The sequence below is a fragment of the Halorubrum sodomense genome (genome assembly GCF_900111935.1).
GTDB classification, from domain to species: domain Archaea; phylum Halobacteriota; class Halobacteria; order Halobacteriales; family Haloferacaceae; genus Halorubrum; species Halorubrum sodomense.
On sequence record NZ_FOYN01000001.1, the window covers coordinates 697,119 to 717,571 of the forward strand.

The following is a 20,453-nucleotide window of genomic DNA, read 5'->3' on the forward strand; positions in this document are numbered from 1 at the left end:
CACCGGCTAGAACAGCCCGGCCGCGAGGCCGCCGACCGCGCCGACGAACGCCTCCCACACCGAGAAGCCGGTGGCGATCGCTAACACGGTGTCCGCGCCGAAGAAGGCGAAAAGCAGCGCGGAGCCGAGGTGCGCGAGCCGCATGTCGACCCGTCCGGCGAAGGTGTGGAAGAAGTACGCGTTCGCGATGCTCACCGGGATGATCGCGAGCATCTCGCCGGCCCAGATGGCGGAGGTGGCGCCGTACTGGACCGCCAGACCGATGGTGACGAGCTGGGTCTTATCGCCGAACTCGCCCGTCGCGGTGAGCGCGAAGATGGGGAGGAAACCGCCGAGCGACCCCGAGTACCGGTCGAGTCGCCCCGGTAGCGAGAGGTCGTCGAACGCGGCCATCCCGCCGTCCGTGCGCTCCGCCTCGGCGCTCGTTCCGCGGGGCGGCGCAGAGCGGTACAGGAGCACCGCGAAGGTGAAGAACAGGGCTGCGGTCACGGCGTCGAGCGCGAGCGGCGGCAGCGCCGACTGGAGCGCTTGGCCGAACGCTATCTCGACGGCGGTCCAGCCGGCGAACGCGGACCCGGCGGCGGCGACGACGATCTTCGGATCGTACCGCGTCGAGAGCCCGGCGATCATCAGCTGGACCTTCTCGCCCGGCAGCACGACGAGCTGAGCGGCGAACGCGACCGCGACGATCTCGACGTAGCCGATCATGCGTCTCCCGCCTCCTGGCCGTCGGTCGCGGCGGTCGACTCCGCGGCGCGGCGGACGGACACGCGGTCCGCGACCGCCTCCGGCAGCCCGTGTTCGCTCCCGTCGCTCGTCCGCACGGTGACGAGGCCGAAGGACGTGACGTCGACGACCTCGACGGTCCTGCCCGGAGTGATCCCGGCGTCGACGAGGAACTCCAACACGTCGGGGTCGCGGTCGCTGACGCGAACGACCGTTCCCCGCTCGCCGGGATCCAACGCCGCGACGAGCGCCGTTCCGGCGTCCTCCGGCGTCGACAGGTCCGCGGGCGGGATCGGATCGCCGTGCGGGTCGGCGGCGGGGTAGTCGAGCACGCGCTCGACGCGCCGCGTGAACTCCTCGCTGACGTGGTGTTCGAGCGCGTCGGCCTCGTCGTGGACCTCGGTCGGCTCGTAGTCCAACTGGTCGGCGAGGAACGCCTCGATGAGCCGGTGCCGGCGGACGACCTCCAGCGCGGCGACCTCGCCGGCGGGCGTGAGTTCGACGCCCGTGTACTTCTCGCGGGAGAGCAGTCCCCGCTCCGAGAGCGTTTCGACCATGCTCGTCACCGTTGCGGGGGTCTTCTCGAGCGCCTCCGCGATCTGCGAGGTCGAGACGGGCGGCCCCGCCCGCGACTCGATCCGATAGATCGCCTTGAGATAATCCTCGACGGCGTCGGTGGGCATACTTGTTTTTGACCGGTCTAAATTAATAGTTTGTCGGGTTGATCCCTCGTTTCCGAGTAACGCTCAACGCCGATTCGATCGGGTCGACGAACGCACGAAATGACACTCAGAATCCGAGGGAACTGACCGTTCGTGGTATCGACTCGACCCGGGTGTCGGCGGCGGGCGGTCCGGGGCCGGCTTACTTCACGGTCAACAGCCGGCGAAGGATGTCACCGTACGCGGGACGGGTGATCAGCACGCCGATCAGCACGCCGAGGACGGTGAAGATGGCGAACCCGGAGAGGTCGCCGAGCGAGAGCACCATCAGCGGCGACATCGCGATGATCGTCGTGGCCGCGGCCGCGCCGATGACCCAGAAGGCGCGGCGGAACCGCGAGTCGAACACCGTCCGAGAGTTCACCTCGCCTTCGCTCATCACCTCGTCGGCGATGATGACGAGGTCGTCGACGCCGGTCCCGACGACCGCGATGAAGCCGGCGATCACCGCGAGTTCGAGCGGGTAGCCGAGCAGCGCCGCGAATCCGAGCAGGGCGTACACCTCCACCAGCGCCGTGACGATCATCGGCAGCGCGACTCTGGGCTCGCGGTAGCGCAGGAACACCATCCCGGCGACGGCGAACACCGAGAGGACGCCGATGACCAGCGAGTACGTCCGGAAGTTCTCTCCCTGCGCGGCCGAGATGGACGACGACGTCCCCCTGCCGCTGATGTCGAGTTCGGCGGGCAGCGCGCCGGCGCGGAGGTTCAGCGAGATGGACCGGGCCTCGGAGAAGTTTCCGGTGGTGAGCCGGAAGTTGCCGGTTTCGGCCCACGAACCGCGCGCCATGCTGTCCGCGAGGTCGGGGGCCATCCCGAAGGAGTTGACGACATCGCCGTCGACGACGAGCAGGAGGCACGGGGTCGTCGTCTCGCCCGTCTCCGGGTTGTACCGGCACGTATCGCCCCGCGATTCGTACGCCTGCGGGAAGCCGCGCTGAACCACGGCCGCTTGGAAGGCGTGCGCCGGCGACTGCTCGCCGTCCGGAGCGGTGTTCCGAACGGTGACCGGAACGTACGCGCCCGTGCCCCGATCCCGCTGTGTCGCGGTGCCGATCTCCTCGAAGTCGTCTTGGATCAACACGCCCTCCTGAACGGCGGTGCCGTTGCCCTCGGGGTACGCGATGTCGATCCGGACGGTCCCGCGCTCCTCGAGGAGGTCGATCACCTCCTGTCGGCCCTGTCCGGGGACTTCGACGAGGATGAAGTACTCGCCCGTGATCGACTGGACCTGCTGGACGGTCCCGCCGGAGAGCCCCGCCTCGTTGATCTTCCCTTGGATGACGTTTATCGTCTCCTGGCGCGTCTCGCTGGTGACGCCCGATCGGATCTGCTCGTACTCGTAGCCGGCGGCGTCCATGGCCGCTCGGAACTGGGCTTCCGTCACCGACGGCTCGGTGACCTCCACCGCGCTCTCCTCGGGGACGACCCCGACGTTCCGCGTCGACGCGTTGTCGAGTTCGGCGGCGACCGCCTCCGCGACCGCTCCGGGGCTGTCGCCGCCGAACGCGACGCCGGTGGCGGTGTATCCCGACAGCGGCGCGCGGACGCGGGTCCCGCCCGCGAGATCGAGCCCGTACTGGAGGTTCGTGATTCCCTGTTTGGCCTCGCTCGCGTTCTCGCCGGGCGCCGGCTCCGGACCGAATCCGGGCGCGAAAAGCGCCACCGACGACCCGATCACGACGACGACGAGCAGCAGGATCCGCCAGTTCTTTTTGATCGGTTCCAGCATTAGCGTCCTCCCTCCTCGAACTTGTACCAGCGAAGCAGCGAGACGTTCATCAGATACGTGTTCATCAGGTCGGCGCACAGCCCGACCGAGAGGATGATCCCGATGTCGCGGAGGAGCCCGATCCCGAACACCCAGGCGACGACCGCCATCACGACCATCGCCGCGATGGAGGTGAGCGTCATCGTCACCCCGGTCCGCATCGCGCGGCTGACCGATTCGTAGAACCCGCCGGTGCGGCGCAGCACCGAGTCGTTCAACAGGATGTCCGAGTCGACGCTGTACCCGATGATCATCAGGAGCGCGGCGATCGTCCCCAGCGTCATCTCGATGCCGAGCAGGTTCATCGCCGCGATCGGTATTACCAGATCGGAGAACGCGGACGCGATGACCGCTAGCGAGGGGATGAACGTCCGGAACAGCGCGAACACGAGCACGCTCATCCCGAAGAACGCGAGCGCCACGCCGAAGAGGGCGGTCCGCGCGGTGTCGCTCGCGAAGCTCGGCGACACCTGATCGACTGCGGTCGTGTTAAACCCCGCCGCCTCCGCCTGTCCTTGGAGATCGTTGGCCAGCCCCTCGGGATCGTTCTGGGACGCCTGGAACGTGACGACGACGACGTCGTCGTCGCCCGGGAGCGTCTGGGCCGGGATCGTCTGGATCGCGTCGGGCTCGCGGTCGAAGGCCGTCCGGATGCGCTGTTCGACGTTGTCCCCGTCGTCCGTGACTCGCAGTTCGACGCCGCCGGTGAACTCCAGTCCGAGATTCGCCGGCGCACCGGTGGCGACGAACCAGCCGCCGATGATCGCCAGCGCGAGGACCAGAAAGGCGAGCGGCACCGCCGCGAGCTGCCGGTTCGAGTAGTCGGTGTAGTTGATCGCCGGCACCTCGATCGCTACCATAAATACCGCTTCCTCTGCGGGCGCGAATAAGCCTTCTTATCTGGTAGGATACCGCGTCTCGTCCGGGGCCCCCGCGTCGACTACGCGGTCGCTCTCTCCGGTCTGGCGGCAACAATTATGCCGAAGTGCGTGTTCCGCCAACGTATGGTCGTCGAGTCGACAGTGAGGGAGACCGCGATCGCGTACGCGGAGCGCGAACTGTACGACGGCGCCGTCGAAGTCACGTTCGTCGGGATGGCGGACGCGCCGAAGGGAACCCGCGTCGGCCTCGAAGTCCAGCTGAAGGACGGCAGCCTCTTCGGCGCCTTCCTCGGAGCGCTCGTGGGGGCGTTCGTCGGGGTCCTCCTGAGCCTCATCCTCGTCTTCGTTCTCCCCCAGCTCATCCCGGTCCTCGTCGTCGCCGGGGTCGCGGGAGGCGCGTACGTCCTGTATCGCGGGATGGCGCCAACGGAGTACGCGACGGTTACCGTCGACACGGACGGCGGCGTGGTGATGTCGAACCGCGACTACGAGGCGGGGGACTTCGACGACGTCCTGGACCGACGCGTCTCGGCCCGGGGCGCGGAGGCGCGTCACGAGGCCGACGCGAAGCGCCGCGCGGAGCCGGGTCCGTCTCCGTTCGAGGTGATGGACGCGTTCTTCGGCTCCGGAGACACGAGTTCCGGCTCCGACGACGCGTTCACCGAGCCGGACCGCTGTCCGGAGTGCGGCGAGAGGGACACCCTGCTGTCGCCGCAGTTCTCCGAGCTCGGCCCGGGCCGCTACCAGTGTGCCGACTGCGGCCACATCGTCAACCTCGCGGGGAGCGATTGAGCGACGGCGAACTCCCCGCCGCTACGGGAGGTATCGAACCGCGACGACCCCCGGTTCCGACCGAATTTCGACGCGGTTCACGCCGAGGCGGGCCGCGCGCGAGAGCGTTCCCTCGCGGTCGTCGATGACGTCGGCGACCGCCTCGTCGGTCTCCGATTCCGGCGGCGTCAACACGTGGACCTCGCCGACGCCCGCACGCGGCTCCCGGGCCAGTTCCCCCGTCGGGGTCTCCGCGGCGAGTTCGCGCTCGTGGACGGTCGGCGGCTCCGGGCTCTCCTCGATCGACAGGGACCGCCGCTCCGCGACCTCGATCACCTGATAAGTGACCTCCAGCGGCGGATCGGGGGCGACGGTCGCCTCGACGGCGTCGTCGACGTCGAGGCCGGGGTTGGAACTCAGCGTGTGGACCTGTCCGTCGCGGACGTCTTTCAGCACGGCCGACTCGCTCTCGACGTGCGTGACGAGGAACGTGCTCTCCTTCTCGTCGGTCATTGCGCCCGGATAGTCGGCCGAGCGACTTCGAGCTTTCGAGCCGCGGCCGACGGCGCTCCGTTCACGTCGACTCGTCGGCGTCGACCGAGGGGTCGGCGTCGGCCGACGGCTCGCCCGCCACCGCCGCGTCGCCGTCCGCCCCGCCGCGGAGTCGGAAGTGGGTCGCGAAGACCGCGAGCGCGGCCGCGACGGGGGGGACGAATCCCGCAGGCCGCGGGAGCGCGTACAGCGCGTTGACCACGACGGAGCCGCTCGGCTCGCGGAGGCCTTCGGGCGCTGAGACGATCATCCCGAGGTACAGCGAGAGCAGGAACAGGAAGCCGGCGACTCCCATCCATCGGTCGTACGTGGCCGCTACCGGATCCCCGCGGCGGTGGTGACGGGCGACGAACAGGATCGGCGCGAGCAGCGGCCCGACGGCACCGAGGCCGGCGACCACGAACAGCGACCGCGAAAAGAGGAACGTCCCCCCGCGGGCCGACGCGGTCTCTCCCATCCAGACGATCAGGGCGAGGGTGACGACGAGCGCGACGAATCCGGCCGCGAGCGCACCGATCGCGGCGTACGCGCGCATCGTCCGCGACTCCGTCGCGCGGAACGCGTAGGGAATCGCCCCGAACACCCCGCGGTAGCTGTCTGTCATCGACCGTGGTAGGCGCGTCGGAGAATTAAACCCCTCGTCGGCGGGAAACCATTTATATGCGCGAGCGGATCCTCCTCACGTGGGTCTCTACGACGCGTACCTCGCGACGCACCACCGCCTCCACGACGCCGAGCCTCCGGCGCACGTCGCCCTAGTTCTCACCGAGCGCGACCTCCTCGCGGACGGCGCGTTCGACACGCTCTCGTCGGCGATCGGCTGGGCGTTCGAGTACGGCGCGGACCGCGTCACCGTCTCCGTCTCCGTCCTCGACCGCGCGGTCGCCCCGACGCTGATCCGGGAGCTACGTCGCCTCGACGTCCCCGCCGAGACCGTGGTTCGCGGCCCGGAGGCCGACGGGTCGACGGAGGCGCGTACCGACTCCGACGGCGCCCCCGCGTGGGACGCCGACGACGAGGCGGACGCGCCGGTCCGTATCCTGGTCGGTCTCGGCGGGAAGGCGGAGTTCGCCGGTGCCGTTCGCGAACTGGCGAGCGACGTCGCGGACGGCGACCTGGCGCCCGAAGCCATCGACGAGACCGACGTCGCAGAGCGGCTCTTATTCCCCGAAGAGCCCGATCTGGTCATCAAGACCGGCGCCGAGCGGCTCTCCGACTTCGCCATCTGGCAGTCGGTGTACGCCGAACTCTACTTCACCGACGTGAACTGGCGCGACTTCCGCAGGCGCGAGTACCTCCGCGCTGTCTTGGACTTTCAGGACCGTCAACGCCGGTTCGGACGGTAGCCGCCGGGGCACGACTGAAAGGAGTGTACCGGCCGAGATTCGAACTCAGAATCAGACGTGCTCGCTCACGGCTCGCTCCGTTCGCAAAATGCACCGGCCGAGATTTGAACTCGGGTTGCAACCATGGCAAGGTTGCGTGATACCACTACACTACCGGTGCGTGCTTCGCGTTCCGCAGTTGGTCGGAGACTCACTTAAGTCTGTCACATCGGGGCGACGGGACGGTATGGTCTCCGCGGACGCTCCCGCGCTCACTCCCCTCGCCGTCGCGCGATCTCGTCGGCGTGCGCGTCGTGAAGCCGGGCGAACGCTTCCGCCTCCGCGCGCTCTTGCGCCTCGACGTCGCGGCGGTCGCGGATCCGGCGTTTGATCGCCGCGAGCGCGTCCGACGCTCCCCCGGCGATCTCGTCGGCCACCGTTCGGGGATCGTCGACGACGCGAGAGACGAGTCCGGTCCGAAGGGCCGCTTCCGCGTCGAGGACGCGCCCCGACAGCGCGAAGTCGAGCGCGTCGCCCTCGCGCATGACGCGCGGGAGCCGGCCCGTCCCGCCCCACGCGCCGAACAGCCCGAGCGAGACGCCGGGCTCGGCGAACGTCGCTCGCGGGGTCGCGACACGGACGTCGGCCGCCAGCGCCAGCTCGACGCCGCCGCCGCGAGCCGCCCCGTCGACGCCGCAGACGACGACCGTCGGGGACTCCTCGACGGCGGTCGCCACGCGCTGGCCCCGCCGCGCGAACGCCGCCGGGTCGTCGAGCGCGGCGACCGCGTCGAGGTCGGCGCCGGCACAGAAGGCGTCGCCCGCGCCGTGGAGGTACGTCACCGGTGGACTCCCGTCGGTTTCCGACCGTTCGAACACCTCGCTCAGGGCGGTCAGATCCTCCGGACGGATCGCGTTGCGCGCCTCGGAGCGGTCGAGCGTGACGACGCGCACGTCGCCGTCGGTTCGGGTGCGGATCACGGGACTGAATCCCGTTCGTTTCCAAAGGTCTTTGCCCTTCGCTCATCTACCTGTCGGCAATGGACGATGCCGCGCGAGCGCGTGACGCCGCGCGCGAGGCGCTCGCGGACGTCGAACCCGAACAGCTCCGCGAGGCCCTCGACTCTCGACTCGTCGACGCCGCGGTGACCCCCGGCGTGCTGGCGCTGGTCACCGCTCGCGCGCTGGAGCCGGAGGTCGACCTCGACGACGTGGCCGACCGCGCCGCGGGCGTGCAGCTCATCTACGAGGGGCTGCGACTCACCCGGACGGTGGCCCGCGAGGAGCCGTGGGTGACGGCGCCGACCGCCGCCGACATCGACGCGGACATGGAGATCCTCGCGGCCGACGTGCTCGTCTCCCGCGGGTTCTCGCTTCTGGCGTGTACCGACGCCGCCCGCCCCGCGGTCGACGTGGTGCGCGCGTTCGGCCGCGACCAGACGCTGCGCGACCGCGAGGAGACGGACGCAGAGACGGCGGTCGGGCTCGACCGGAACCTGGAGGTGGATGCGCTCGAACTCGCGGTCGTCGCCGGTACCACCGCGGTCGGCGGCGACACGCCCGAGGAGCTGCTCGCGTACGCCCGCGACCTCGCCGCCGACTGCGACGGCGAGTTCCCGCCCGCGGGCCGGGCGCTGCCGGACGCGACCGCCGACCGCATCGCCGACATCTCCGACCGCGCCGTCAGCGCGACCGACCGCTGATCGGGGAGAGACCCCCCGGGGGAGGCTCCGTGATCCCCCGACGCTGCGCCCGGGAATCGAAACCCATAAAGTCGAATCCGGTCAACGACTGGTTGCGTGCCTGGGTAGCTTAGCGGTAAAGCGCGTCCTTGGTAAGGACGAGACCGGGGGTTCAAATCCCCCCTCAGGCTTTTCTTATTCTCCTCACTTTCACGTCCTCGAGAGTACGTTTCGCGAAGAGTTCTGATCAGCGAACTCGGTGAGGGCAGTGAAGTTCCCGTGACACGAGATAATCACTAAGTACCATACTGCGGTATCGAGAGACGTGGCGGACGAGTACCTGAGACGTACCGCAATTACTCGCCTAACTCTCACCAGCGAGCAGAGAACGCTGCTCGACGCCACCATCTCTGAGTGGAAACGCGCCTGTAACATCAGCAGTCGTATCGGATGGAGAGCAGATGAAGCGCGGAAAACACGTCTTCAAAAGCTCGCCTACGACGAGGTGCGAGAAGAGACACGTCTCGGGAGACAACACACGATACTCGCAACTCATCAAGCCGCAGCGGCACTCAGCGGCATCGACGATATCGAAGCTCTCGAAGAGGATTACGCCACCTCTCGGCCGGAATTCACGGCAGACACGGTGAAGTACGACACGCGCACGATGACGTTGTTCGACGACGGAACCGTCTCTCTTTCTACAGTCGGAGACCGTATCCGATGTGAACTCGTGCTGCCGGACGACGAGAACGGATACCAATACCAGTACCTCGACAGCGAGGCGTTGGAGATCACCGAATCCACACTCTCACGGCGCGATGGTGGGTACTACATTCACTTGGAGTTCCGGAAACCCAAGCCCAAGAAACGAGCCGAGGTACGGGATGACACCGAGGACAGGACAGTTCTCGGCGTCGATCTCGGTATCGCAAACATCGCGACCACCTCGACAGCGTACTTCGCATCCGGTGACGAACTCCGGCACCGACACCGAGAGTTCGAGCGGATCCGCGGTCGGCTCCAACGGACGGGTACACAGTCCGCGCACCGAACGATTCAACAGATGAGTGGGCGGGAATCGCGACACGTCCGGAACACGCTTCACGAGGTCGCCAACGACATCATCGACGAGGCCCTTGAATACGACTGCGAGTACATCGCCTTCGAGAACCTCCGGCACATCCGAGACCGTGCGCCTCGGGTGAAGGAGTTCCACCAGTGGGCGCATCGACAGCTCGTGGACATGGTAGAGTCCAAAGCGGACGCGGAGGGGCTCCGTGTCGTGTACGTGTCACCGGAGAACACGAGTCGGCGGTGCCCGGAGTGCGGTCACACGAGCGAAGGGAACCGAATCGCGCGCTCGGAGTTCGAGTGCCAATCGTGTGGTGAGACGGGGAACGCGGACTACGTCGGCGCGAAGAACGTCGGACGGAGGTACGTCCGTCGGGGCCTACAGCCGTCTCGGCGGACGGGCGACAGTCAACTCGCCCTGAAGTCAGGAACCGTGACGCCGAATCGGGGATTCGTCCCGAGCGACTGACCGTCGATGGAGGCAGAGTTCACTGACAAGTTTCGCGTCATCATTCGCGGGACGGTTGACATCTCGGCCTAGGCTCTTTCTACGACGCCGCCGCTCACTCCCGATCCCGAGCGACGAACGTCACCGCTCGCCGGACCAGCGCGTCGTGCGGATCGACCTCCGGCCGCCGCGCCAGCACCTGCTCGAACGCCTCGTCGAGTCCCCGGTCGGTCAGACGCGTCATCGCGGCCGCGGCGACCGCCGGGCTGCGCGAGGCGCCGGCCGAACAGTGGACGAGGACGCGCTGCCCGGCTTCGCGACGCGCCACGACCGTCTCCACGGCGTCGACGAACGCCGAATACTCGTTCTGCGGTCCGTCCGTCATCGGGGTATCGACGCGGGCGACGGATCCGGTGTCCGGATCGTCGTGCGTGAGGGAGACGACGGCGTCGACGCCGCGGTCCCGAAGCAGCGACTCGTCCTCGGCGTCCGACCGCGTCCCGACGAAGATTCCGGCCCCGACCTCATCCATTCCGAAACACGCTCTCGGACCGCCGTACGGTTCCCACCGGGTAAACGTCACCGGCCGTCGGATGGCTCCACGAGGGAGTGCGTCTCCCGGAGTGGGCGCTTTTTTACCTCACACACCCACACCGACACGACACATGGGCAAACACGAGCGCGGCTGGGTCGAGGCCACGGAGAAGCTGACGGCGCGGCTCGCGAACGGCGCGGAGCCGGACGCCGACCTCGGAGATCGGGGCCGGCTCGACCTCGCGGAGTCGCTCGCGGAGCGCCTCCGGAGCGACTTCCCGAGGCTGACCGCGGTGCGCCACGCCGGCAACTCCTACGACTCGCTGGGCGACCTGATCGTCGAGACGCCGGGCGGCGAGACGTTCGTCGAGGCCAAGTTCGTCGCGAGCGGCGGGACGCGGGCGAACCTCGGGCAGGACACCCTGACCCAGTTCGAACTGTTCGAGGGCGCCACCGCGTGGAGCGACTTCCGCGAGGAGATCGGCTTCCCCGAGGACCGCGAGGCGCTGCTGCGGGAGTTCGACGACTACCCGGACGACGTCCGCGACTGGTCGTACAAGTCGGCGGTGTACGACCGCGCGAAACACCTCAAGAACGTCCTCGACGTGTCGCGGGGGCAGCACACCGGATCGCGGGCCGACGAGGTGCTCGCGGACCCGGACGCGACGGAGCCGCAGCGGGAGGCGGCCCGGATAATCAACGCGATCCTCGACCTCGACCGCGAGGAGAAGCTGGCGTACTTCGACCATCTCCGCGACGCCGAGCAGAATCCGCGGAACGTCGAGACGTTCGCGCACCTCATCGTCTGCGGCTACCACACCGCCGACGCGCTCGAAGCGCACTTCGACGACGACCTCGACGAGATCAAGCGGCTGATCGAGACGAACTCCTACCGACTGTACGAGGTGAACAGAAACAGCGGGACGGTGACGGTCGAGAACCCCTCGGAGCTGCTCGCGGGCTTCGAGTGGGCGGACACGCGGGTCGAGATCCCCGAGGACGGGACCTCGGTGAGCGTGGTGACGGGGCCGCCGGACGACCGGCGACGCGTCCTGAACATCGCGTACAACTGGAAGAACAAGTTCCAGGGGATCCAGACGCCGTCGATGAACGTCTTCGTCCCCGAGGCGTAAGCCGGGGGGCCCGCCGCACCGCCCCGGCCCGAGCCGGGGGCGACCCGCACCCTTTTGCGCTCGGACGCCAAGGGTCGACCATGCAACGCGGCCGCCGGAAGCCGGACTGGCTGAAGTCGCGCCCGCCGTCCGGGAGTCGGTTCACCGAGATCAAGTCTACCCTCCGCGACCACGACCTCCACACGGTCTGCGAGGAGGCGAACTGCCCGAACATGGGCGAGTGCTGGTCAGGGGGCGCGAGCGCGCCCCCGGACGGCGAGGCGGCGGACGCCGCCGAGGGCGGCGGCACGGCGACGTTCATGCTCATGGGCGACCGCTGCTCGCGCGGCTGTAACTTCTGCGACGTCGAGACGGGCGGGATGGAGGCGCTCGACACCGACGAGCCCGCGAACGTCGCGGACGCGGTCGCGGAGATCGGCTTAGACTACGTCGTCTTGACCTCCGTCGACCGCGACGACCTCGCGGACGGGGGGTCGGCGCACTTCGCCGAGACGATCCGCGAGATCAAGCGCCGCGACCCGGAGATTCTCGTCGAGACGCTCATCCCGGACTTCCAGGGGGACCCGGCGGCGATCGACCGGATTATCGACGCGGAACCCGACGTGATCGCGCACAACGTCGAGACGGTCGAACGGCTCCAGTGGCCGGTCCGGGACCGCCGCGCGAACTACGAGCAGTCGCTCGCGGTGCTCGATCAGGTCGACCGCGAGTCCGACATCCACACGAAGACGAGCCTGATGCTCGGCGTCGGCGAGTACGACCACGAGGTGTACCGGACGCTCGGCGACCTCCGCGAGGTCGGCGTCGACGTGGTCACCTTCGGCCAGTACCTCCGGCCGTCGCGCTCGCACCTCGACGTGTTCGAGTACGTCCACCCCGACGTGTTCGAGACGTGGCGCCGGGTCGCCGAGGCGGAGTTCGACTTCCTCTACTGCGCGTCGGGCGCCATGGTCCGCTCGTCGTACAAGGCGGGCGAGCTGTTCGTCGAGGCGCTGTTGCGCGAGGGCCGGACGCCCGAGGACGCCCGGCGACACGCCCGGGCCGCGGGCGGCGACTGAGACGCGGATTTCGGAACGCGTCTGGGGGCGGATTTCGGAACGCGTCTGGGGGCGGATTTCGGAACGCGTCTCCCTCGACAGCTGTCAGGCGCTTTCGAGGTATCGACTTTTGTTCAAACAGCGAATTATTTACCTCTCGGTGACCCAGCCTGTGTTAGTGAGACGTACACATGGGAACGACTGACTCGTCGATCGTCGACTCGGCGCGGGCCAGGCCGGGGCTTCTCTTCGTCGCCCTTCTCGGCGGCCTGCTGCTCGTCGACCTCGCGGCGAAGCTCGCGGGGGTGGGCCTCGGCCCGGTCGGGGGGTCGCTCTCGGTCGATCGGCTCGGCTCGAACCTCTGGAGCGGAATCGTAATCGGACTGGTGATCGGACTCGCGGGCATCGGGCTCTCGATGACGTACAGCATCCTCTCGTTCGCGAACTTCTCGCACGGGGACCTCGTCAGCGTCGGGGCGTTCTCCGGCTGGGGGATCGCCTTCCTCATCGCCGGGTTCGGCGAGATACCGGTCCGGGCGCTGCTGACCGTCCGCGACGCCGGGAACGCCTCGCCGGGCGACATCGGCGCGCACGTCCTCACGACGCCCGTGGCGATCCTCGTGGGGCTGCTCGCGGCGTTCGTCGTCACCGCGCTGCTCGCGGTGGCGCTCGACCGGGCGTTCTACAAGCCGATGCGGGACCGCGACGGAATCTCGCTGCTGATCGCCTCCATCGGCGCGGCGCTCATCGTCCGCTACCTGCTCCAGTTCGTCTACGGCTCCGACCGGCGCGGCGTGACCGCCAGCGTCGAGGCGTCGAACCTGGCGTTCGACCCGATCGGGGTCTCGGTGGACGCCCACGAACTCACCATCCTCGTGGCCGCGGTGGGGCTGATGCTCGCGATGCACGCCATGCTTCAGCACACGAAACTCGGCACGGCGATGCGAGCGATGGCCGACAACAAGGACCTCGCGCTCATCACGGGGATCCCGGCCGAGCGCGTCGTCACCGCCACGTGGATCATCGGCGGCGGGCTCGCGGGCGCGTCCGGCTACCTCTACGTGCTGCTCCGCGGGACGATCCAGTTCGACTTCGGCTGGCTCCTCCTGCTGCTCATCTTCGCGGCCGTGATCCTCGGCGGGATCGGTTCCGTCTACGGCGCCATCGCGGGCGGTCTCGTCATCGGCGTCGTGTTCACCACGTCGACGATCTGGATCCCCTCGGACTTCAACCAGGCCGCGGCGTTCGGCGTGATGATCCTCATGCTGCTGTTGCGTCCCGAAGGGCTGTTCGGCGGGGTGACGACCACATGAGCGCCGCCGACTCCCCCGACGGCGACGCGTCCGGCGGCGACGCTGCCGACGCGCCGGGCGGTCCCGAGGGCGACGCCGACGCGCCGGAGAGCGCGACGGCGGCGGTGGTCGAGGCCGCCCGAGAGAGCGACCTCGGACTCGTGATCGGGACGCTGCTCGCGATCTACGCGGCCGCGACGCTGCTGACGTTCACCAACGGGCTCAACAGCGTCGTCGGGCTCATGGAGACGCTGACGTTCCTGGGAATCGTCTACGCACTCACCGCGCTCGCCTTGAACCTCCAGTGGGGGTACACCGGCCTCTTCAACATCGGCGTCGCCGGCTTCATGGCCGTCGGCGTGTACACGATGGGGATGGTCGTCCGGTCGCCCGACCCCGCGTTCGGCCCCCCCGGACTCGGGCTGCCGCTCCCGGTCGGGATCGTCGCCGGCACGGGGATGGCGGCGCTGCTCGGCGCCGTCGCCGCCCTGCCGGCCCTCCGGCTCAAGGCCGACTACCTCGCGATCGTGACCCTCGGTCTCTCGGAGATCGTCCGGCTGTCGCTCCAGTCGAGCGCCTTCGACAGCTTCCTGCGCGACACGATCGGGGCCGGAACGGGCGGCGGTCGCGGGATGGGAATGCCGGACAACCCGGTCCGCGACCTGTTCTTAGTCGACGGACAGGCGGGGGATCCGACCGCGCTCGGCGACCTCGTCTTCGGCGTCTTCGGCCCCGACGGGCTCGGCATCTCGCAGCCGATCCTCATCGGGTGGGGGTACATCGCCGTCCTCGCCGTCTTCCTCGTCGGCTTCTACCTCGTCTTGGAGCGCCTCGGCCGCTCGCCGTTCGGCCGGACGATGAAGGCGATCCGGGAGGACGAACTCGTCGCCGACTCGCTCGGTAAGGACGTGAACCTCGTGAAGATCAAGGTGTTCGTCATCGGCTGCGCGCTGATGGGGCTCGCGGGCATCCTCTGGTTCGGCAGCCAGGGGAACGTCTCCCCGACCCCGCAGTTCCGCCCGCTCTTGACGTTCTACGTGTTCATCGCGGTGATCATCGGCGGATCCGGGTCGAACACCGGCTCGGTCCTCGGCGGCATCGTCTTCGCCGCGGTGCTGTTCGAGGGGCCGCGGCGCGTCGGCGGGACGGTCCGGGGGCTCATCGACGCGGAGACGCCGCCGTCGTTCGCAGACGCGGTCGCCACGCTGGACCCGGTGACGTTCCTCGCGTACGCGACCGAGAACATCGCGCCGCTCCAGTTCGTCTTCCTCGGGCTCGTCCTCGTGTTCATCATTCACCGGCGGCCCGAGGGGATCCTCGGCGACCGGATCGAGACGGCCGCGGCCGTCGACCTCTCGGAGCGGCCCGCCGGAGGTGAGACCGATGAGTAGCGACGTTCCGGAGGCTGGCGACGTGGCCGACGCGGAGGACGTCGCCGACACGGTCGACGCGACGGACGCGACGGTCGACGAACCCGAGGCGAACGACAGCGCGGTCGAGGAGGCGGCGAAACACGTCCCCTCCGGGGCGCCCCCGCTCCGCGTGGAGGGGCTGGTCAAGCGGTTCGGCGGCGTCACCGCCGTCGACGGCGCCTCCTTCGAGGTGGAGTCCGGGTCGCTGACGGGACTCATCGGCCCGAACGGCGCCGGGAAGTCGACGACGTTCAACTGTATCACCGGCGTCCACGAGCCGACCGCCGGGCGGGTGTACTTCGAGGGCGAGGACGTCACCGGGCTCAGGCCCCACGAGATCGCCCGGAAGGGGCTGGTGCGGACGTTCCAGATCGCCCGGGAGCTCTCCGAGATGACCGTCTTGGAGAACCTCATGCTCGCGCCGCAGGGCCAGCTCGGCGAGTCCGCGATCCGGGCGGTGACGCCCGGGCTCCGCGGCGCGGTCGTCGCGGAGGAGACCGAGCTCCGCGAGCGGGCCTGGGAGACGCTGGAGTTCTTCGAGATCGACCACCTCGCGCACGAACCCGCGGGGAACCTCTCCGGCGGCCAGCGGAAGCTGCTGGAGATGGCCCGCGCGCTGATGACCGACCCCGAGATGGTGCTGCTCGACGAGCCGCTCGCCGGGGTCAACCCGACCCTTCAGGAGAAGCTCTTGGACCGGATCCACGACCTGCGGGCTGACGGTTACACCTTCCTGCTCGTCGAACACGACATGGACGTCATCATGAGCAACTGCGAACGCGTCATCGTCATGTACCAGGGCAGCGTGCTCGCCGAGGGGACCGGCGACGAGATACGGAACGACGAGCGGGTCATCGAGGCGTACCTGGGTGAGGACCTATGAGCGCCGACGAGACGAACGACGCGGTCGACGCGAACGACGCGGTCGAAGTCGACCGGGAGGCGGTCGAGGCCGACGCGGACGCCGGAACCGCCCACGCGATCGACGGCGACGCGATCCTGCGGATCCGCGACCTCGACGCCGGCTACGGCGACCTCCAGATCCTCTCGGACGTGGTCTTAGACGTCGCGGACGAGGAGTTCGTCACCATCGTCGGGCCCAACGGGGCCGGGAAGTCGACGGTGATGAAGACCGTCTTCGGGCTCACGACGCACATGGCCGGCACCGTCGAGTTCGAGGGAGAGCCGATCCACGGGCTCGCGCCGGAGCAGATCATCCGCGAGGGGATCGGGTTCGTCCCCCAGAACGACAACGTGTTCCCCGGGCTCAGCGTCCGCGAGAACCTCGAGATGGGCGCGTACATCCTCGACGAGGTGCCGGAAGACCAGATCGAGACGATATACGACCGGTTCCCGATCCTCCGGGAGCGCAGCGACCAGAAGGCCGGGACGCTCTCCGGCGGGCAGCGGCAGATGGTCGCGATGGGGCGGGCGCTCATGCTCGATCCGGACCTCCTGCTGCTCGACGAGCCCTCGGCCGGGCTCGCCCCCGACCTCGTCTCCGACATGTTCGACCGCATCGACCGGATCAACGACTCGGGGACCGCGGTGCTGATGGTCGAGCAGAACGCGAAGGAGGCGCTGCGCCGCTGCGACCGCGGCTACGTGCTGGTGAACGGCGAGAACCGCTACACCGACCGCGGCGACGTGCTGCTCGCCGACGAGGACGTGCGGCGCGACTTCCTGGGCGGATAATCGGACTACGGTTTGGGGTCGGTCGTTTACGAGTCACGCCGCCGACCGGCGCCACGGCTCACGCGCGTCGAAAAAACGGAGAAGGACTCGAAACTCCCTACTGGTTCAGCACGCTCGACCACTGGCTGGTGTACGTCGGCTGGTTCGGCTCGAAGGAGACGCGCTGCGTGATCGTCCCGTCGCGCTCCCGGAAGGCGTTCACGTACGCCTCCTCTAACGACTGTCCGTAGGCGTCGTTGAGGTACAGCGTGCCGGAGCTCTCAGCGCCGACGTTGTCGCCGACGGCGAGGTCCGCCATCGCGGGCCCCTGGAGCAGGTCGGAGGGCGCCGTCCGGAAGATGTAGCCGTTGTCCTCTAAGTCCGTCACGTTCGGGTCGGTCGACGACGGCGAGATGCCCACGACGCCGTTCGGGATGAACACCTGGTCTGCGACCTGGAGGTTGACGTTCGAGGACGCCGGACCGACGACGGCGCCGTAGCCGGCGTTGACGATGGCGTTCGCGCCCGAGATACCGGCCTGGGGGTTGGTCTGGGTGTCCTCCACGCGGGTCTCGACGTCGACGTTGATACCGGCGTCGTTGACCTGCGTCGCCGCGAGCAGCGCGCCGTCGCGGATCGGGACGCCGAGCGGACCGAGGTCACCCGTCTCCGGCATCAACACGCCGACCCGAGCGGTGAACGAGTCGACGCCGACGGGGGGTTCGGCCGTCGCGTTCAGGTCCTCCTCGGTGAGGTCGTTCCCGAACTCGACGGTGTCGATGGTCTCCAGTTCGCCGTCCTGGAAGTCGATGATGTCGTAGGCGGCCGTCGCGATGTCGCCGTTGATGTCGAAGTTGACCCTCGAGGACGCGCCGACGTACTGGACGGGGTCGCCGCCCGCAACGGTCTCGACCGCGTCCGGGAGGTCCGCGGGTCCGAACTCCTCGCCGCCGGGGTTGGCGACGGTCCGAACCCGGTCGCGGATCGCCTCGCCGTCGTTCTCGCCCGCGGCGGTGGCCGCGAGGATCTGGACCGCCATCGCGTCGTACGCCTGCGCGGTGAACACGCCCGGCGCCTCGCCGTACGCCTCCTCGTACGACGACGTGAAGAACTCCGCGCCCGGACCGCCCGCGGAGGGCGCGGTGCCGATCACGTTGTTCATGTCGTTGTCGACCTCGCTCGGGAGGTCCCTGTCGATCAGGCCGTCGGGGACGATGATGTCCAGATCGGGCGCGCTGTCGGCGAACTCCGAGTAGAAGTCGCGGAACAGCTGAATGCCGGACTGCGGGAACCCGACGACCATCACGGCGTCGGGGATGCTGCTGGCGTCGCCCCCGCCGCCGTCGGATCCGTTGCCGCCGCCGGATCCGTTGCCACCACCGGTTCCGTTGCCGCCGTCACCGCTCTCCGTCGAACAGCCGGCGAGCCCCGCGATACCGACCGCGCCGGCACCCCTGAGTACGTCGCGTCGCTGGATTCTTCGCTTCATCCTGTGATCGTATACCATACGAGCCGTTATAAGCGTATCCACGACCACAAATACGACACCGGTCGAATTCGACCGGATCGGACGGCTCCCGTCGCGTATCGATGCGCTCTACCGACGGTTCGTCGATCGGCTCCCGAGCCCGAACCGGCCTCATTTTCTCGCGCCGATAGCAACTCGGCCGGCGCCGCGAACGCGGGCGCCTCGCCTCAGTACCCCTGCGCGTTCCCGTCCTTCCGGGGTTCCGTGGCGGCCGACAGGACCCCGTCTTCGTTCCGGACGATCTGCGCGCCGCCGAACATGACGGGCGAGAGCGTCCGCACGTCGTGATTCTTACGAACGAGCTTGGCCGCGGCGTCGTCGTCGAAGTGGGGTTCGAGCGCCAGCTCGCCGCTCTCGCGGTAGCGCCAGCGCGGTTCGTCGAGCGCGCGCTGGAGCGGCATGTCGTAGTCGACGAGGTTCGAGATCACCTGGACGTGACCCTGTGGCTGCATGTATCCGCCCATCACGCCGAACGCCGCCCAGTCGTCCTCGTCGAACCGGACGACGCCCGGGATGAGCGTGTGGAACGGGCGCTTGCCCGGTTCCAGCGCGTTCGGGTGGTCCGGGTCGAGCGAGAACGACGCGCCGCGGTTCTGGAGCGCGATGCCCGTGTCGCCGGCAACGAGCCCGGAGCCGAAGCCGGCGAACCGCGAGTTGATGTACGAGACGACGTTGCCGGCGTCGTCGGCGACGGTGAGGAGGACGGTGTCGGCGTCCTCGGCGTTCGCGTTCGGGACGCCGAAGGAGACGTCGTGGGAGGCGGTCGCTCCGACGCCCGCGGCGCGCTCGCTCGCCCACTCGCCCGACGCGAGCGGCGGGACCTCCTCGTAGTCGGGGTCGGTGATGTAGCGGTGGCCGTCGTGGAACGCCCGCTTCATGGCCTCCGCGAAGTAGTGGACGCGCTCCGGCGAGTCGTAGTCGTACTCGCCCGCCCCGAGCTCCGCGGCGACGTTGAGCGCCTCCAGGGCGATCAGCCCCTGGTTGTTCGGCGGGAGCTCGTACACCTCGGCACCGTTGTAGGTCGTCGACACCGGATCGGGCCATTCGACCTCGAAGCCGGCGAGGTCGTCGACGGTCATGAACCCGCCCCGCGACCGGACCTCGTCGGCGATGGCCTCGCCGATCTCGCCCTCGTAGACGACGTCCGCGCCCTCTTCGGCGATCTTCCGCATGGACTCGCCGAGCCGCGGCATCGTCACCGTCTGCCCGACGGCCGGCGGTTCGTCGTCGAACAGGAACGCCTCGCGGGCGTGGTCCTCGGTGAACAGCGCGTCGGCGCTCGCCCAGTAGGAGGCGATCACCTCGGACACCGGGTACCCCTCGGTCGCGTAGCGGATGGCCGGATCGAGCGCGTCGGCGAGACTGAGCCGGCCCAGCTCCTCGACGGTCGCCTCCCAGCCGCGGGCCGTCCCCGGGACCGTGACCGCGTGCGGGCCGTAAAAGGGCATCCCGGCCTCGCCGGCGTCGTCGACCGCGTAACCGCCGTCGTCCGGGTAGTAGGAGTCCGCGTCGTCGTCCTCCGCGAGCGCCGCCTTGACGTTCTCGATCGTTGCCTCCGCGGGCGCCCCGCCGCACGATCGCATCGCGCCGACCTCGCCGTCGGCGGTCCGGTACAGCGCGAACACGTCGCCGCCGAGGCCCGTCGAGGTCGGCTCGACGACGTTGAGCGCGGCCGCGGTCGCGACCGCGGCGTCGAACGCGTTACCGCCCTCGCGGAGGACCTCGATCCCCGCCTCGCTCGCGAGCGGCTGACTGGTCGCCACCACCCCGCGTTGACCGTACACGGTGGACCGGCGCGACGTGAATCGGTCTAAGTCTGGCTCCATACGAACCCGTCCGGCGCGCGGGAGAATAAACCACCGACCGGATCTATCCGGTGTCTACCGTCCGGA

General features: G+C 68.9%; 20 protein-coding genes and 2 tRNA genes. 11 read left to right on the forward strand and 11 right to left on the reverse strand.

Annotated features, from left to right (window positions below; all coding sequences use genetic code 11):
* Positions 1-6 precede the first annotated feature (6 nt).
* From BM286_RS03575 to secF, 4 genes are all read right to left on the reverse strand, one after another.
* Positions 7-708, reverse strand: a complete 702-nt coding sequence (locus BM286_RS03575; RefSeq protein ID WP_092920207.1) for a TMEM165/GDT1 family protein — start codon at positions 706-708, stop codon at positions 7-9.
* Entirely contained in the window at positions 705-1,409 is a 705-nt protein-coding gene (locus BM286_RS03580) for a metal-dependent transcriptional regulator (RefSeq protein WP_092920208.1), read from the reverse strand. The genes BM286_RS03575 and BM286_RS03580 overlap by 4 nt, the downstream gene beginning before the upstream one ends.
* A gap of 181 nt (positions 1,410-1,590) precedes the next feature.
* Entirely contained in the window at positions 1,591-3,180 is a 1,590-nt protein-coding gene (locus BM286_RS03585; RefSeq protein WP_092920209.1) for a preprotein translocase subunit SecD, read from the reverse strand.
* Positions 3,180-4,079 carry a protein translocase subunit SecF gene (gene secF, locus BM286_RS03590; protein WP_092920210.1) on the reverse strand — a complete coding sequence of 300 codons (900 nt, stop codon included), beginning with the start codon at positions 4,077-4,079 and terminating at the stop codon, positions 3,180-3,182. Before secF ends, BM286_RS03585 begins: the two co-directional genes overlap by 1 nt.
* A 144-nt stretch (positions 4,080-4,223) precedes the next feature.
* Here secF and BM286_RS03595 point away from each other — a divergent pair, with 144 nt between their 5' ends.
* Entirely contained in the window at positions 4,224-4,892 is a 669-nt protein-coding gene (locus BM286_RS03595) for a hypothetical protein (protein ID WP_092920211.1), read from the forward strand.
* 21 nt (positions 4,893-4,913) lie between these two features.
* On the opposite strand, the gene BM286_RS03600 is transcribed toward BM286_RS03595, so the two are convergent.
* The gene (locus BM286_RS03600) at positions 4,914-5,384 is read right to left on the reverse strand and encodes a DUF5812 family protein (RefSeq protein ID WP_092920212.1); all 471 of its coding nucleotides are present in this window, start codon (positions 5,382-5,384) and stop codon (positions 4,914-4,916) included.
* A 61-nt stretch (positions 5,385-5,445) separates the two neighbouring features.
* Complete coding sequence (locus BM286_RS03605) at positions 5,446-6,027, reverse strand: hypothetical protein (RefSeq protein ID WP_092920213.1); 582 nt, start codon at positions 6,025-6,027, stop codon at positions 5,446-5,448.
* A 79-nt stretch (positions 6,028-6,106) separates the two neighbouring features.
* On the opposite strand from BM286_RS03605, the gene BM286_RS03610 reads away from it, so the two are divergent.
* Entirely contained in the window at positions 6,107-6,769 is a 663-nt protein-coding gene (locus BM286_RS03610) for an undecaprenyl diphosphate synthase family protein (RefSeq protein ID WP_092920214.1), read from the forward strand.
* Between the two features lie 89 nt (positions 6,770-6,858).
* On the opposite strand, the gene BM286_RS03615 is transcribed toward BM286_RS03610, so the two are convergent.
* Positions 6,859-6,929 (reverse strand) — tRNA-Gly (locus tag BM286_RS03615).
* A gap of 91 nt (positions 6,930-7,020) precedes the next feature.
* The gene (locus BM286_RS03620; protein ID WP_092920215.1) at positions 7,021-7,728 is read right to left on the reverse strand and encodes an enoyl-CoA hydratase/isomerase family protein; all 708 of its coding nucleotides are present in this window, start codon (positions 7,726-7,728) and stop codon (positions 7,021-7,023) included.
* 59 nt (positions 7,729-7,787) lie between these two features.
* On the opposite strand from BM286_RS03620, the gene BM286_RS03625 reads away from it, so the two are divergent.
* The 3 genes from BM286_RS03625 to BM286_RS03635 all read left to right on the forward strand — a co-directional run bounded on the left by BM286_RS03625 (position 7,788) and on the right by BM286_RS03635 (position 9,972).
* Positions 7,788-8,450: a DUF7114 family protein gene (locus BM286_RS03625; RefSeq protein WP_092920216.1), complete on the forward strand. Its 663-nt coding sequence runs from the start codon at positions 7,788-7,790 to the stop codon at positions 8,448-8,450.
* A gap of 98 nt (positions 8,451-8,548) precedes the next feature.
* Positions 8,549-8,620, forward strand: a tRNA-Thr gene (locus BM286_RS03630).
* 134 nt (positions 8,621-8,754) lie between these two features.
* Entirely contained in the window at positions 8,755-9,972 is a 1,218-nt protein-coding gene (locus BM286_RS03635) for an RNA-guided endonuclease InsQ/TnpB family protein (RefSeq protein ID WP_167603301.1), read from the forward strand.
* A gap of 94 nt (positions 9,973-10,066) precedes the next feature.
* On the opposite strand, the gene BM286_RS03640 is transcribed toward BM286_RS03635, so the two are convergent.
* Positions 10,067-10,483 (reverse strand): protein-tyrosine phosphatase family protein, encoded by a 417-nt coding sequence (locus BM286_RS03640; RefSeq protein ID WP_092920218.1) that lies wholly within the window; start codon positions 10,481-10,483, stop codon positions 10,067-10,069.
* 133 nt (positions 10,484-10,616) lie between these two features.
* Here BM286_RS03640 and BM286_RS03645 point away from each other — a divergent pair, with 133 nt between their 5' ends.
* The 6 genes from BM286_RS03645 to BM286_RS03670 all read left to right on the forward strand — a co-directional run bounded on the left by BM286_RS03645 (position 10,617) and on the right by BM286_RS03670 (position 17,054).
* Positions 10,617-11,618, forward strand: coding sequence for a hypothetical protein (locus BM286_RS03645; protein ID WP_092920219.1), 1,002 nt, complete (start codon positions 10,617-10,619; stop codon positions 11,616-11,618).
* An 80-nt stretch (positions 11,619-11,698) separates the two neighbouring features.
* Positions 11,699-12,676 carry a lipoyl synthase gene (gene lipA, locus BM286_RS03650; protein ID WP_092920220.1) on the forward strand — a complete coding sequence of 326 codons (978 nt, stop codon included), beginning with the start codon at positions 11,699-11,701 and terminating at the stop codon, positions 12,674-12,676.
* Between the two features lie 170 nt (positions 12,677-12,846).
* On the forward strand, positions 12,847-13,968 hold the full coding sequence (locus tag BM286_RS03655) for a branched-chain amino acid ABC transporter permease (RefSeq protein ID WP_092920221.1): 1,122 nt from the start codon (positions 12,847-12,849) through the stop codon (positions 13,966-13,968).
* Complete coding sequence (locus tag BM286_RS03660) at positions 13,965-15,338, forward strand: branched-chain amino acid ABC transporter permease (protein WP_092920222.1); 1,374 nt, start codon at positions 13,965-13,967, stop codon at positions 15,336-15,338. The genes BM286_RS03655 and BM286_RS03660 overlap by 4 nt, the downstream gene beginning before the upstream one ends.
* On the forward strand, positions 15,331-16,242 hold the full coding sequence (locus tag BM286_RS03665; RefSeq protein ID WP_092920223.1) for an ABC transporter ATP-binding protein: 912 nt from the start codon (positions 15,331-15,333) through the stop codon (positions 16,240-16,242). The genes BM286_RS03660 and BM286_RS03665 overlap by 8 nt, the downstream gene beginning before the upstream one ends.
* On the forward strand, positions 16,239-17,054 hold the full coding sequence (locus tag BM286_RS03670) for an ABC transporter ATP-binding protein (RefSeq protein ID WP_241989496.1): 816 nt from the start codon (positions 16,239-16,241) through the stop codon (positions 17,052-17,054). The genes BM286_RS03665 and BM286_RS03670 overlap by 4 nt, the downstream gene beginning before the upstream one ends.
* Before the next feature lie 97 nt (positions 17,055-17,151).
* Here BM286_RS03670 and BM286_RS03675 read toward each other — a convergent pair whose 3' ends face one another.
* Both BM286_RS03675 and BM286_RS03680 read right to left on the reverse strand, forming a co-directional pair.
* The gene (locus BM286_RS03675) at positions 17,152-18,522 is read right to left on the reverse strand and encodes an ABC transporter substrate-binding protein (protein WP_092920224.1); all 1,371 of its coding nucleotides are present in this window, start codon (positions 18,520-18,522) and stop codon (positions 17,152-17,154) included.
* Positions 18,523-18,728: 206 nt separating this feature from the next.
* Positions 18,729-20,387, reverse strand: coding sequence for a gamma-glutamyltransferase family protein (locus tag BM286_RS03680; RefSeq protein ID WP_092920225.1), 1,659 nt, complete (start codon positions 20,385-20,387; stop codon positions 18,729-18,731).
* Positions 20,388-20,453 lie beyond the last annotated feature (66 nt).

What these genes read in the sequence shown, in the direction of transcription:
- BM286_RS03575 (WP_092920207.1), bottom strand. Translation starts at nt 708, where the DNA reads ATGATCGGCTACGTCGAGATCGTCGCGGTCGCGTTCGCCGCTCAGCTC.
- BM286_RS03580 (WP_092920208.1), bottom strand. Translation starts at nt 1,409, where the DNA reads ATGCCCACCGACGCCGTCGAGGATTATCTCAAGGCGATCTATCGGATC.
- BM286_RS03585 (WP_092920209.1), bottom strand. Translation starts at nt 3,180, where the DNA reads ATGCTGGAACCGATCAAAAAGAACTGGCGGATCCTGCTGCTCGTCGTC.
- secF (WP_092920210.1), bottom strand. Translation starts at nt 4,079, where the DNA reads ATGGTAGCGATCGAGGTGCCGGCGATCAACTACACCGACTACTCGAAC.
- BM286_RS03595 (WP_092920211.1), top strand. Translation starts at nt 4,224, where the DNA reads ATGGTCGTCGAGTCGACAGTGAGGGAGACCGCGATCGCGTACGCGGAG.
- BM286_RS03600 (WP_092920212.1), bottom strand. Translation starts at nt 5,384, where the DNA reads ATGACCGACGAGAAGGAGAGCACGTTCCTCGTCACGCACGTCGAGAGC.
- BM286_RS03605 (WP_092920213.1), bottom strand. Translation starts at nt 6,027, where the DNA reads ATGACAGACAGCTACCGCGGGGTGTTCGGGGCGATTCCCTACGCGTTC.
- BM286_RS03625 (WP_092920216.1), top strand. Translation starts at nt 7,788, where the DNA reads ATGGACGATGCCGCGCGAGCGCGTGACGCCGCGCGCGAGGCGCTCGCG.
- BM286_RS03640 (WP_092920218.1), bottom strand. Translation starts at nt 10,483, where the DNA reads ATGGATGAGGTCGGGGCCGGAATCTTCGTCGGGACGCGGTCGGACGCC.
- BM286_RS03645 (WP_092920219.1), top strand. Translation starts at nt 10,617, where the DNA reads ATGGGCAAACACGAGCGCGGCTGGGTCGAGGCCACGGAGAAGCTGACG.
- lipA (WP_092920220.1), top strand. Translation starts at nt 11,699, where the DNA reads ATGCAACGCGGCCGCCGGAAGCCGGACTGGCTGAAGTCGCGCCCGCCG.
- BM286_RS03655 (WP_092920221.1), top strand. Translation starts at nt 12,847, where the DNA reads ATGGGAACGACTGACTCGTCGATCGTCGACTCGGCGCGGGCCAGGCCG.
- BM286_RS03660 (WP_092920222.1), top strand. Translation starts at nt 13,965, where the DNA reads ATGAGCGCCGCCGACTCCCCCGACGGCGACGCGTCCGGCGGCGACGCT.
- BM286_RS03665 (WP_092920223.1), top strand. Translation starts at nt 15,331, where the DNA reads ATGAGTAGCGACGTTCCGGAGGCTGGCGACGTGGCCGACGCGGAGGAC.
- BM286_RS03670 (WP_241989496.1), top strand. Translation starts at nt 16,239, where the DNA reads ATGAGCGCCGACGAGACGAACGACGCGGTCGACGCGAACGACGCGGTC.
- BM286_RS03675 (WP_092920224.1), bottom strand. Translation starts at nt 18,522, where the DNA reads ATGAAGCGAAGAATCCAGCGACGCGACGTACTCAGGGGTGCCGGCGCG.
- BM286_RS03680 (WP_092920225.1), bottom strand. Translation starts at nt 20,387, where the DNA reads ATGGAGCCAGACTTAGACCGATTCACGTCGCGCCGGTCCACCGTGTAC.